Consider the following 12,673-nt stretch of genomic DNA (forward strand, 5'->3'; position numbering starts at 1 on the left):
TGCCCGCCCGCGACAGGCCGTTCTCGCCACCGCAGCTGCGAGGGTGACTTCTTCCCCTTCTTCCCCTCAACGTCCGGCAACCCATGGCGAACGACTTCAAGGGCGGATTTTGCTTGCCGATACGCGTGGCGATCGTAGTTTGAGAACAAACAACGGGGAGAGAATGACGTGATTGGCATTCTGAGCAATCGAATGGTGGCGCGCCGGGCAAGCGCGCTTGTCGCCTTGGGCTTGGCTCTCGGGCCGGCAACGCCCAGCATAGCGCAAACGGTAACCGCTCCTTCGATGGTCGATCGCGCCCAGATCGAGGACTTGCTCACGCGCTATTATTATAATTTTGGCAAGGCCGGCGATAGAAACTTCGGCGCCTTTTACGCAGACGATGCCGAGATGATCCTCGGCACGACAAGCTATAAGGGACGCGCCGCAATCGAGGGGGCGTACAAGGCTCTCTCCACCGCGGATATACCGCAGCGTAAGTCGTTTTCGTTCAACATTCTCATGACCAATCCGCTGATCGTCGTCCACGGCTCCACAGCGACCGCGCGATTGATCTTCACGGAGATCGTCATCGACAAGCAGGGCGATGCGCCGCGCATCCTCACGCAGGGCAAGGAGTTCGACAATCTGGTCAAAGTGAATGGCGAATGGCGGATTGCGAAGCGGCAAATCCTCGGAGCGGAGCAGGCCGCGCCATCAGACTGGAAGGAATAGCGGCGCCCAGCCGGAATGGCCGGGAGCGGCGCGGCATCCCTCGCTTCGCCCCCGCGCATGAAAACCGTGGCAGGGCAGTCCCTCCGGATGCCGTTCAATCAATATCAACCACCACCTTGCCACGCGTCCTGCCACCGGCAACGATGTCATGCGCTTCGGCCAGGGTGTCGAATGCGAAGCGGCGCGGGTCGAGGATCGGCATCAGTTTTCCAGCCTCGACGAGAGCCGCAGCCGCGCGCAGAATTTTGCCGTGATGGTCCCGTCCCGTGCCCGTGAGCAGCGGCAGAAGCGAGAACACGCCTGAGTAGGTGCCGCCCTTGAACGATAGCGGCGCCAGCAGATGCGTCCCCCAACCCAGCGCGCTGACGACATGGCCAAAGCGGCTCGCGGCGATGAACGAGGCGTCGAGTGTCGCACCGCCGACAGTGTCGTAGACCAGGTCAAAACCCTCATTGCCGGTGTAGCGAGCGACATAGTCGGCCACGTCTTCCGTCCGATAGTCAATCGGGACTGCGCCAAGTTGCCTGATCACTGCTTCGTTCCGCGCCGAGCCGGTCGCGTAGACTTCCGCCCCATGCGCGAGCGCCACTTGAATCGCGACGTGGCCGACGCCACCTGCGCCACCCTGGATCAGCACGCGTTGCCCGCGCGCGACGTGCGCCCGGTCAACCAGCCCCTCCCATGCCGTGATTACGGCCAGCGGCAGCGCGGCCGCCTCACGCATCGAAAGGCTCGCTGGCTTGTGAGCGACGAGCCGCGCATCAACCGCGGCATATTGCGCAAGGGAGCCCTGGAGGCCGCCGACACCACCGATCATGCCGAAAACCTCGTCATTGACTGCGAAGCCGACCACCCCTCCCCCTACTGCGACGACCGTGCCGGCCATGTCGAGGCCGAGTACCGCAGGGCACGGGTGTTGAGCGTGGGCGGCACTGCCGGCGCGAATCTTGGTGTCGAGCGGGTTGACCCCGCTCGCATGGATGCGAACGAGCAGCTCGCCAGGAGCGGCGGTTGGACAAGCGCACTCCACGACGTCGAACGGTCCGTTTGCCACGGTGACAACGGCGGTGCGCATGGAACTGGACATGGTGATCTCCTCCGGCCGGGCAATCGCGACCTGCCGAGCGAGATAAAGCATTCACTGTTGTTTGGAATTCCAGTTCATTGCATGATAGCCATGCATTTATGCATATCGAATGGGACGACGTTCGGATCTTCCTGGCCATTGCCCGCAACGGGACGTTGAGCGCTGCCGCACGAACTCTGGGCCAGACACAGCCCGCCATGGGGAGGCGGCTGAAGGCACTTGAGACGGCGGTGGGACAGGCGCTGTTCCAGCGCACGCCCCACGGCTTGGTTCCGACCGACGAGGGTGCAGCGATGCTGGCCCATGCTGAGCGCATGGAACATGAAGCGATCGCGCTCGAGCGCTCGTTGGCGGGAAGGGATGGACGCCTGGAAGGGAGCCTGCGCGTCACCTCTTCCGAATGGTTCGGACTTCACGTCCTGACGCCGGCATTATCGCGGTTTGCCGAGCGCCATCCGGACGTTACCGTTGAACTGGTGACGGACAGCCGGCTTTATTCGCTGGGGAGACGCGAGTGCGACCTCTCGTTCCGCATCGCCCGGTTCGAGGAGGTCGATGTGATACAGCGACGCCTGCTGCGGCTTGAATATGCCGTTTACAAGCGGTCGGACGCGACAATCCCATCGCGGCTCATCACAATGGATGCCGCCTTCAGCCATTTACCGGACGCGATGTGGCTGCGAGCGCGCTTTCCTGCCGCTCCCATCGCGTTCCGCAGCAACAATCGCGAGGTGCAGGCGCGCGCATGTGCCGAGGGAATTGGGTTGGCGGTCCTGCCCAAGCGGCTGGGGGATGCCACTGCGGGGATAGAACAGCTCGATGTGGGCGCCGCGCCGCCGGGGCGCGAGATGTGGATGGGTTACCACCGCGACCTGCGCCGCTTGCCTCGCTTGCGGGCGCTGGTCGATTTCATCGTCGAAGTCCTTGGTTGAGGGCCGGGCTCAACACTTGCTCTGGGCGGCGTGGCCAAATTCGAACGACGAGTATCCGGCATTTTCTTCCGGAATTCCGTGGTCAGGACGCCACGACGATTGCGGACATCGTCGCCCCTCCTCTTCATAGGAGGGGGTAAGGGGGTGGTGGCGATGCGCAGCATCGCTCGCGAAGCGATATACCTGTACCGTTGCAACACCACCCCAACCCCTCCTCTGAAGAGGAGGGCTAAAACTGGAATCCACGACTTCTCAGCCATTCGGCGTCGATTGTCGGCGCGCAAAAACGAACAATCATGGAAGCAGAATTCGTCCACGCGGCCCAGCCGGCGAACGTGCGACGCCAACACACGAACGGGCTGTTTCGCTCTCGGCAGTCGGCGGCGCCCGCGTGTCCGCCATGCGGCTGCCTCAAACCGCGAGGCCTAGTATCCAGGACGTATCCTTGCCTACCTTGCGGGGGTGCCTGGCACGGCGGGGAGCCAGGCCAGGCAATCCGGTTCGGATCTCGCGCGATATGATTCTCGCGCTTCGTCAGAGCTTGGCCCGCAAGTCGGCCATGACCCTGCGCGCTGCCCTCAGAAAGCGAAGGAAGCCTGCAGGTACCAGTTTCTCGGACGCGCATAGATTTTCTCGGCATAGCCAAGCGTGCCGAGCGATGCGTTGCCCTGGATCAGGTAGCGCTCGTCGAACAGGTTGAGGACGCCGCCGGTCAGTTTCCAGCCGCGATCCTTGTCGGCCAGCGTGATCGAGGCATTGCCGACGAAATAGTCGCCCTGCTCGATCTGCGGGACGCTGCCGGTGATGAAGGTGACCTTCGTGTTGTAGGTGCCGTCGAATCGGGGAGTCAGCGTCATGTGGTCGATCGGGATCACGTAGCCGATGCCCAAGCTGCCCTGGAAGGAGGGCGTGAACGGAAGATCGTCGCCCGGGGCGACGGTCGCCGTGGCGCCGGGCACCGGCGTTATGCTGAGGATGCGATCATCCAGCACACTGCCCGAGAGGTCGATCTGCAGGCCGGAATTGCGCGAGCGATAGTTGAACTCGCCTTCCAGACCCTTGATCCGCGCCTTGCCGGCATTGAACAGCAGCGGAACGACGCCCTGGCGGAAGATCAGCTGAATATCCGTATATTCCGCGATAAACGCGGCCGCGCTCAGGCGGACGTCGCCAAGATCGAACTTCGCGCCCACCTCGTAGCTATCGACCGTCTCCTGATCGAACGGCGTCGGCACGTTGCCTGGAGGCGCGGCATTGTAGCGCGTGTTGAAGCCGCCCGACTTGAAGCTGCGGGCATAAGACACATAGGTGCTTATGTGACGCGACCAGGAATAGCGGATGCTTGCCGAGCCGGTAAGCGCCGAGAAAGTCCGTTCATAGGGACCAGGATAGATGAACAGCGGCCCGCCCTGCGGAATGGCCGTCGTGGGCAACGGGTTGGGATCGGGCAGCGTCGCGGGGAACAGGTTGAGCACCGTGCCCCGATAATATTTCTCGTCCCGCGTGTAGCGCAGGCCGCCCGAAAGCTCGAGATTCTCCAGCGGCTTGACGGACACTTCGCCGAAGACGGCGAAGGACTTGGTCTTGAGGTCCGAAATCTGAAGGTCACGAGACCCAGGACCGCCCGCCAGCAGTGATGCGATCAGCGGCGGGGACGGCGGGAAGGACAGCGGCACGGTCGCCCGCTCGTTGGTCTTCTCGTGGAAATAATAGCCGCCCACAATGGCATCCACGCCGTGCGAGGCATATTGGAGCTGAAGTTCCTGGCTGAACTGATCCGACTTGGCACCGACATCCGTGGTGATCATCAGGAACGGCGTGTTATCCGCGTCGCGGATGCCGCGCGATTCGGTCGAGCGATAGGCACTGATCGACTTGAGCGTAAGGCTCGGCATCAGATCGGCGACGACAGTTCCGGATACGCCCCAGACCTCGGACGTGCTCAGCACCTGCGCGGTGCCACCGTTGACGAAGGGACCGCGCGCCTGAAAATCATTGGCGCAGCGCGCGTCGTTGATGAGCGGAACGTTTGGCGCGCCGAAGCGCGGATCACCCGGCGTCAAGGGCGCGAACGGAATGGTGGCACCGGGGCAGCCGGCTGCCACGCTGACGATCGCGGCGACGGGCGCCTGCTCGTTGATCCCGGCGAACACGAACGGGGCGCCATGCTCGTCGCGCTTTGTGTAATCGGCGCGCAGGTTCACGCGGATGCTGGAGGAAGGCTTCCAGAGCAGCGCGCCGTTCAGGGTGAAGCCGTTGTCGTTACCGAGATCGAGCCCGTCAGATGCACGGATCACATAGCCGTCGCGCTTGCGAAAACCGCCGGACACACGGGCTGCGGCGGTGTCGCCCAGCGGAAGATTGAGGACGCCGAAGCCCTCGAAGAGATTATCCGTCCCCGTGCGCAGTCGCGCCTCGCCGGCAAAACGACCGATCTCCGGCTCCTTGGTCCGCACCAGGATGGCACCGCCGATCGTGTTGCGGCCAAACAGTGTTCCCTGGGGACCACGCAGAACCTCGACGCCGGCGATGTCGCCGAAGTCGATCGCCCCGCCAACCGCACGGCCGACATAGACCTCGTCGATATAGATGCCCACGCCGGGGTCGACCGCGGCTGTGGGGTCAAGCTGGCCCACGCCGCGAATGAAGACGACAGCGGCCGAACTGTTGCCCGAAAGCTGGCCAGCCGGTTTGAACTGGAGGCTTGGCGTGACCTGCTCGAGATCGCTCGCGCGATTGATCTGCCGCTCCTGAAGGGTCTCGGCACTGAAGGCGGATATGGCGACCGGCGTATCCTGCAGCGACTCGGCCCTTCGCCGCGCCGTGACGATGATCGCCTCACCCGCGCCCTCGTCGCTCTGCGCCGTCTCCGCCTGCGGTTGCTGAGCCTGAGCGGGCATCGCGCAGGACAGCACGAGAAGCGCGCAGGACGCGACGCTGTTCAATAACCGGACTTTCATGACGCCTCTCCCCTTTTGATCAAGACCACGACAGCCACATCTTTGCGGTCGGCCGTCCAAGTGAGCCATGAATTTAGTTATATGATAAAACAATCTCTGGCAATATGGCATGGAAACGGGGGATGAAATGTAGGATGTGCCAGCAGGCTTCCGGTGCGGCATGGCTGATCCTGCGAAGAAATACGGTCTTGGGAGATAGGCATGGGTCAGACAGGTGAGCGGGCGGCCTTCGGAACAGCGACGCCATGATTGCACTCGGGCCGCTCGACGAGCTTGTCGGCTATCATCTGAGGCGAGCTTCATCCGCGATGAGGATGGATTTTGCGGAGACCTTCGCTGAAACACCCATGCGTCAGGTGCTTTTCGGCGTCCTGTCGGTTGTCTCGGCGATGCCGGGCCTGAGCCAGGGCAAGGTGGCTGAGGCGCTCGGCATCCGGCGCGCCAACATGGTGGCGCTCGTGAATGAACTTGTCGATCTCGGCCTGATTGCGCGCACGACGGATCATCGGGATCGCCGCGCATTCTCCTTGAGCCTGACCCAGGCGGGTGAAGCAATGTTACACGAGGCACTCGCGCAGATCCGTCGTCATGAGGATCGGATGCTAGAGAATCTCACGACCACGGAACGGAGCACATTGGTCAATCTACTTCGCAAGATTCACGGATCCACGTCCAGGTGACGCCGTGACTGGCGATTTATCTGAGCCTGATCTGGCTCGCGGCGTGCGGTTTCGCTGCCGACTAGGCCGGCCTGCACTTCATGGTCGGTGCATTTCTCGCCGGGGCCGTGCTCGATGCGAAGTGGTTCGACCAGGAAGTCATGGACCGCTTACGGAACTTCCTGCTGCTCGCGGTGATGCCGGTGTTCTTCCTCTCGACCGGCTTGCGCACGAACTGGGATGTGGGCGGCGCCACCGTGTTTGCCGCCGCAGCGCTGCTGCTCGTTGCGTCCGTCGGCGGCAAGCTCGGAGGTGTTCATCTGGCTGGGCTGATTCTTCGCTGGCCGACAGGCCAGGCGTCGACGATCGGCTGGCTACTTCAGACCAAGGCGCTCATCATGATCATCTTCGCCAATATTCTGCTCGATAAAGCGATCATCACGAACGAGACGTTCACCGCCCTGCTTCTGATGGCGTTGGCAAGTACAATGCTGACTGTGCCGATCGTGGCACCTCGGCTTAGGCCCGTCGGTGACCGCCTGCGCCTTGGCGAACGGGCCGAGCAGTAGGATCGCCTCTTCGTTTGCTTCGAGGCGGAGGCTATTGATTGTCGCAAGGCTGCGACGAATTCGAGCAGTCGTTCCTGGCAACCCATCTTGCCAAACCGGCCAGGCTGGATTGCCCAAAGGTCACACCAGGGGCACACTATCAGCCCAGCCGCTTCTCAAGTTTTCAGCCTACGCTCTTTTCATGAGGTGTGCCCGCCGGCAGCGCCTGGTCGATGAGCTGCCGGAAATTGCGGATCGTCTCCAGCTCGAAGAGCTCGTCGGGAAGGGTATACCCATAGATCGAATTTAGCCCGAGCGTGCGGTACGCAAGCAGGCCGTAAAGCCACACGAAGGCAAAATAGACCCGCTGCGCCTCATCGTCATCGAGATCGCGGCCGAGCGTTTGTGCAACACGTTCAATATATTTTTTGACGACGCGGCGCGACATCTTGCTGATCCGGAGCCAGCAATCATCACCGGCGATGTGGCGCCGCACGGCCGAGCGCAACAGGCCGGCATGCTGCCGGAAATTGGCAATCGCGCTACGGCTGAGCATGTCGGGCAGGCGGTCGAAGGGAATGGCAGCGTCAGAGAGCTCGATCATCGCGACGCGCTCGCGACGCGCAATCATGTCGTCAATCAAATAATTGAAAAAATGTTCTTTTGTTCCGAACCGATGATAGAAGCTGCCGTTAGACGTACCCGCCGCGCGGACGATGTCCCGTACTGAAATCTGATCGATATCCCGCTCATCGAGCAGTTGTAATGCCCCTTCCACCATCCGGCGCCGGCTGGTCTCGCTGCGCTGCTGGACAGGTGCTTTCGGGGCTTGCGGAAGAGCTGTGGATGCCATCGCGCTTATTGTCCATCGCTCTTCCGGCCCGTCAAGCGGGCAGCGAATTAACACTTGCATCAAAACTAGACCCTGTGATCTATTATTGGTGATTGATACCAGAAAGGTTCGGGAGAGAGAGACGGATGGCGACGGAGCGGGAAGCGGGCGGAAAGCCCCGCCAGCCTTTGCCAGGCTTATTGCTCGTGGTCCTTGCGCTCATGGTGGAGGGCTTCGATCTCCAAACAGCCAATCTGGCTGGTCCTTCGATCATGACCGATTTCGGCATCACCCGTGCGCAGCTTGGCCCGCTGCTCAGCGCCAGCCTCTTCGGCATCCTCGTCGGCGCGACCCTGCTGGCGCCTCTCGGCGACCGCTTCGGCCGGAAGCGGGTCGTAGTGATCGCGAGTGCCGCTTACGGACTGCTCTCACTAACTGCCGCTGCGGCCTGGTCGCTCGAGCAACTCGCGATCCTCCGCTTCCTCATCGGGATCGGCCTCGGCGTCGTCATGCCGAACGGGCTGGCGATGGCCGGCGCCATGTATGAGGGGCATCGGCATGCGAGCGCGACGGCATTTGCCGGCATCGGCATCACGCTGGGCGGGGTCGTTGCGGGCGTGACGGCTGCGCACGTGCTGCCCCATTATCATTGGCAGGGGCTATTTGTCGTAGGCGGTGTCCTGCCACTGATCATAGCGGCCATTGTCGCCGTGGCGCTGCAGGATGTTTCGCCGACGTCCGGAGCCAAGGCGACGCCGCGCGGAACGCTCGCCGTCATCCTTGCCCCGTCCATCCGGCTAACGACGCTGGTCGTATGGACGATGTTCGTGTTCATCGCACTCTGCATCCATCTGTTGGCGAGCTGGATTCCTCTGCTGATGAAGGGCTCGGGCCTTTCGGCGGCGGACGCGGCCCTCGTCACCTCCGGCTTCCATGCAGGCGGCGTGCTGGGCGGCATCGTCGCGAGTCTGGTGCTGCGGCGGGCCGGCTGGCGAGCGGTAGCCGTCTTTGCGGCGGGCGCGGCGCTGACAATGCTTACTCTCGCCTTAGCGCCAGCCAGCGGCATCGCTATGATCCTGCTCATCGCCTGCGCCGGCTTCTTCGTGACCGGCATCCAGAACGGCGTGAACGGCACCGCTATTGATCTCTATCCGGCAAGCAGCCGGGCGGGCGGCCTTGGCTGGGCATTGGGGGTCGCGCGTATCGGCGCGATCATGGGCCCGATGGTGGGTTCGTTCGCGGCCCTTGCCGGCCTCGATAACGGCCAGCATTTCTTTTTGATCCCGGCAGCAGCCCTGCTGCTCGTGCTGCTGTTGGCCATCGTCGTAGAGCGAAGGATCGGCGGTTCACGCGACCGCACCGCATAAGAGATCGAGGAATAAACGCGCTAGTTTCAAGCACATTCGAAAGGGAGCGGAAATTATGAAGACCACAACGTCCACCATGTTGAAGACGGTGGGATGCCTGGCCGTTGCAATGGCGATCGCGCCCGCAGCCTGGGCACAGGCGGCGGCTGCCGACGCGCCGAAGGATGCCGCCGCGACCTCGGAAGAGGGCAAGATCGAGGAAATCACGGTCACCGCGCAGTTCCGCCGCCAGAACCTGCAGCGCACACCGATCGCCATCACCGCAGTCTCCGGCGAGATGATGGAGGCCCGCAGCCAGGTGTCGATCGCGGACGTTGCGGCGCAGACCCCGTCGGTGACGCTCAAGCCCAACTCGGCCAACTATGGTTCCTCGCTCGCCGCGAACATCCGTGGCGTCGGCCAGTTCGACTTCCATCCCGCGCTCGAGCCGGGCGTTGGCGTCTATGTCGACGACGTCTATTATTCGACGCTGACCGGCTCGGTCCTGGATTTGCTCGATCTCGACCGGGTCGAGGTGCTGCGCGGTCCGCAGGGCACGCTTGCCGGCAAGAATTCCATTGGCGGCGCGATCAAGCTCTATTCCAAGCGCCCGACCGGCGACAATAGCGGCTACATCTCGGGCACCTACGGTTCGCGCAACCGCTTCGATCTGCGCGGGACCGTCGATCTTGGCCTCGCCAAGGATCTCTCCCTCCGCCTGACCGGTGTCACCCGGGCGCAGGACGGCTATATTGAACGCCGCGACTATGGTTGCGACCATCCCGGCCAAGGCATTCCAGCGCTGCGCGACGCACCCAATTGCGTCCTCTCGCACCAGGGTGAGGTCGGCTACTGGGCGACGCGCGGTGCGCTGCGCTACGAGCCATCGAGCAATTTCGAGATCAACATCATCGGCGACTACACGGCCGAGAAGCACGAGATTGCTGGCGGTGTCCTCACCTATGCCAATTACAAGGGCGCGGGCGACGTGAACCCCTTCGCGACCGCCATCCCCTATGACTCGCGCTTCATCTGCGGCCGCTTCTGCAACTATTCGAGCTACACCTCACCAGCGGACGGCGCATTGGGGGCTTCGAGCATCCCGGGCCGCCTCAGTTACACCGGCTGGGGTCTTTCCGGTCAGGTCGAGTGGAAGCTGGCGGACAATATCCAGCTGGTCGGCATCACCGCCTACCGAAAATATGACGAGACCTTCTCCAACGAGGACGATCTCTCGCCGATGTCGGTCGTGCTGGGCGGGCCCAACAACGTGAACTTCCACGCCTGGAGCAACGAGTTACGCCTGACTGGCGATGCGCTGGGCCGCCGCCTGCACTATACGATCGGCGGCTACATGATCGACCAGAAGAGCTTCTACGTCTCCCGCCAGGACATTCGCTATGCCGTCCCGGCGCTGGTCTTCGTCTCGGGCGATCCGGTCCCGGCCAACAGCCGTGCGGTGTTCGCGCACGCGGCCTATGACCTCACGGACGAGCTCGTGATCACCGGCGGTATCCGCTACACGAAGGAAGAGAAGAACTACACCTTCCGCCGTCGCGACCGCGCCGGCAACCTGCTCGGCGGCCAGTACACCACACTCGACGGCAAGACCGGCAACTACAGCGGCGACAATATCGATTATCGCGCCAACATCTCCTACCAGATCACGCCGCGCATCAACACCTATGTCCAGTGGTCGACCGGCTTCAAGGGCGGCGGCGTGAACCCGCGGCCCTATTCGGCCTCGCAGGTCGTGCCCTTCAATCCCGAGACGCTCTCGACCTGGGAAGTGGGCGTCAAGAGCGACCTGTTCGATCGCCGGGTGCGCCTCAATCTCGCCGCCTATACCTCGGAGTATAAGGACATCCAGCTGACGCTGAACAGCTGTCCGCAATACAACCCTCCCGGCGTCACCGTCCCCTGCGCCATGCCGGCCAACGTCGGCAGCGCGCGGATCAAGGGATTCGAAGCGGAAAGCTCGGTACGCCTGTTCGGCGGCCTCATGTACGACGCCTCGGTCAGCTACACTGACTTCGCCTACAAGAGCATCGCGGCGCAGGCCGGTGGCGCGGGCAATCCCAACGGCGTGCAGTACGGCATGGTACCGCCCTATACGCCCAAGTGGAAGTGGAGCACCGGCGTACAGTATGAGATCGATGCCGGCGGTATCGGCTCGGTCACCCCGCGCTTTGACATCTCCCACCAGTCGAAGATCTGGGGCGTGGCGGTGAACTCGCCCCGCACGCAGATCAACGCCTACACGCTCGCCAATGCCCGCCTGACCTGGCGCAACCCCAAGCGGGATATCGAGGCGTCGCTGGAGGTCACCAACCTCTTCGACGAATATTACTACCTCACCGCTTCGGAGGTCTCCGTGACCACAGGCGTCGCCAATGCCCAGCCTGGCCGCCCCCGCGAGTGGGCGATCACGGTCAAGAAGAGCTTTTGACACAGGACCGACGGGGGACGGGTGACGTTCCCCGCCGCCGCACATGACTTTACCACAAGGATACCGGCCCCTCATGAGCCATGAACTGAAGACGGGCGGCGATCGCGGCTATCTGCGCATCGCCACGGAAGAAGCTTTCGCGACACAGGAGCAGGTGGACGTCTACCTGCGCATGGTGCGCGACGGCACGGCGGACAAGGGCATGACTTCGCTCTGGGGCTTTTACGGCCAGTCGCCTTCGCCGCGCGCGGTGCAAGTTCTGGAGCGCCTGCTCGACATGGGCGAGCGCCGCCTCGCCGACATGGATGCGCATGGCATCGACAAGGCCATTCTCGCGCTCACATCGCCTGGCGTACAGCCCATGCTCGATCTGCACGAGGCCAAGGGCATCGCAACGCGCGCCAACGATTTCCTGGCTGAGCGCTGCGCCGCACATCCAGATCGATTCATCGGCATGACCGCCGTGGCGCCGCAGGATCCGGACTGGTCCGCCGCCGAGATCCGCCGGGGCGCCCGCGAACTCGATTTCAAGGGCGTGCAGATCAACAGCCATACCCAGGGCGAATATCTGGACGATCCCAAGTTCGATCCGATCTTCCGCGCCCTCGTCGATGTGGGCCAGCCGCTATACATTCACCCTTCGACACCGCCGGACTCGATGATCGATCCGATGCTTGAGGCGGGGCTGGACGGCGCCGTCTTCGGCTTCGGCGTCGACACCGGCATGCATCTTCTGCGGCTGATTACGACCGGCATCTTCGATCGCTATCCCGACCTCCAGATCATGGTCGGCCATATGGGCGAGGCACTGCCCTATTGGCTATACCGCCTGGACTTCATGCACCAGGCCGGCGTGCGCTCACAGCGGTACGAGCGCCTCAAGCCGCTCAAGAAGACGATCGCCGACTATCTCCGCTCCAACGTGCTCGTCACCAATTCGGGCGTCGCGTGGGAGCCTGCCGTGCGTTTCGCCCAGCAGGTCGTGGGCGAGGACCGCGTCATGTATGCGATGGACTATCCGTATCAGGTTCTGGAGGAGGAGGTGCGGGCGATGGACAACATGGACGTCGCACCGGCGCTGAAGAAGAAATTCTTCCAGACCAACGCCGAACGCTGGTTCGAACTGTAGAGCAGGAAAGCCGAATA

9 protein-coding genes and 1 pseudogene are annotated in these 12,673 nt (G+C 62.9%); 7 read left to right on the top strand and 3 right to left on the bottom strand.

The window, feature by feature from the left end; translation table 11 throughout:
* The first annotated feature begins 285 nt into the window (after positions 1-285).
* Positions 286-714, top strand: coding sequence for a nuclear transport factor 2 family protein (locus KK488_RS15075; RefSeq protein ID WP_214624532.1), 429 nt, complete (start codon positions 286-288; stop codon positions 712-714).
* A gap of 94 nt (positions 715-808) precedes the next feature.
* Here KK488_RS15075 and KK488_RS15080 read toward each other — a convergent pair whose 3' ends face one another.
* Positions 809-1,852: a zinc-dependent alcohol dehydrogenase family protein gene (locus tag KK488_RS15080; protein WP_250890497.1), complete on the bottom strand. Its 1,044-nt coding sequence runs from the start codon at positions 1,850-1,852 to the stop codon at positions 809-811.
* A 47-nt stretch (positions 1,853-1,899) separates the two neighbouring features.
* Between KK488_RS15080 and KK488_RS15085 the strand changes: the two genes are divergently transcribed.
* Positions 1,900-2,733 carry a LysR family transcriptional regulator gene (locus tag KK488_RS15085; protein ID WP_250890499.1) on the top strand — a complete coding sequence of 278 codons (834 nt, stop codon included), beginning with the start codon at positions 1,900-1,902 and terminating at the stop codon, positions 2,731-2,733.
* Between the two features lie 578 nt (positions 2,734-3,311).
* Here the strand turns inward: KK488_RS15085 and KK488_RS15090 are convergent.
* Positions 3,312-5,693, bottom strand: coding sequence for a TonB-dependent receptor (locus KK488_RS15090; protein WP_214624533.1), 2,382 nt, complete (start codon positions 5,691-5,693; stop codon positions 3,312-3,314).
* Between the two features lie 245 nt (positions 5,694-5,938).
* On the opposite strand from KK488_RS15090, the gene KK488_RS15095 reads away from it, so the two are divergent.
* Both KK488_RS15095 and KK488_RS15100 read left to right on the top strand, forming a co-directional pair.
* Positions 5,939-6,373, top strand: a complete 435-nt coding sequence (locus KK488_RS15095) for a MarR family winged helix-turn-helix transcriptional regulator (RefSeq protein WP_214624534.1) — start codon at positions 5,939-5,941, stop codon at positions 6,371-6,373.
* Between the two features lie 17 nt (positions 6,374-6,390).
* Positions 6,391-6,921: pseudogene (locus KK488_RS15100) on the top strand (cation:proton antiporter); the annotation flags it as partial.
* Positions 6,922-7,084: 163 nt separating this feature from the next.
* Here the strand turns inward: KK488_RS15100 and KK488_RS15105 are convergent.
* Positions 7,085-7,753, bottom strand: a complete 669-nt coding sequence (locus KK488_RS15105) for a TetR/AcrR family transcriptional regulator (protein ID WP_214624536.1) — start codon at positions 7,751-7,753, stop codon at positions 7,085-7,087.
* Positions 7,754-7,938: 185 nt separating this feature from the next.
* Here KK488_RS15105 and KK488_RS15110 point away from each other — a divergent pair, with 185 nt between their 5' ends.
* From KK488_RS15110 to KK488_RS15120, 3 genes are all read left to right on the top strand, one after another.
* Positions 7,939-9,099 carry an MFS transporter gene (locus tag KK488_RS15110; protein WP_214624537.1) on the top strand — a complete coding sequence of 387 codons (1,161 nt, stop codon included), beginning with the start codon at positions 7,939-7,941 and terminating at the stop codon, positions 9,097-9,099.
* Between the two features lie 55 nt (positions 9,100-9,154).
* On the top strand, positions 9,155-11,527 hold the full coding sequence (locus KK488_RS15115; protein WP_214624538.1) for a TonB-dependent receptor: 2,373 nt from the start codon (positions 9,155-9,157) through the stop codon (positions 11,525-11,527).
* A 73-nt stretch (positions 11,528-11,600) separates the two neighbouring features.
* Entirely contained in the window at positions 11,601-12,656 is a 1,056-nt protein-coding gene (locus KK488_RS15120; RefSeq protein ID WP_214624539.1) for an amidohydrolase family protein, read from the top strand.
* The last annotated feature ends 17 nt before the right edge of the window (positions 12,657-12,673 follow it).

This window comes from Sphingobium nicotianae, assembly GCF_018603885.1.
Classification (GTDB): Bacteria; Pseudomonadota; Alphaproteobacteria; order Sphingomonadales; family Sphingomonadaceae; genus Sphingobium; species Sphingobium nicotianae.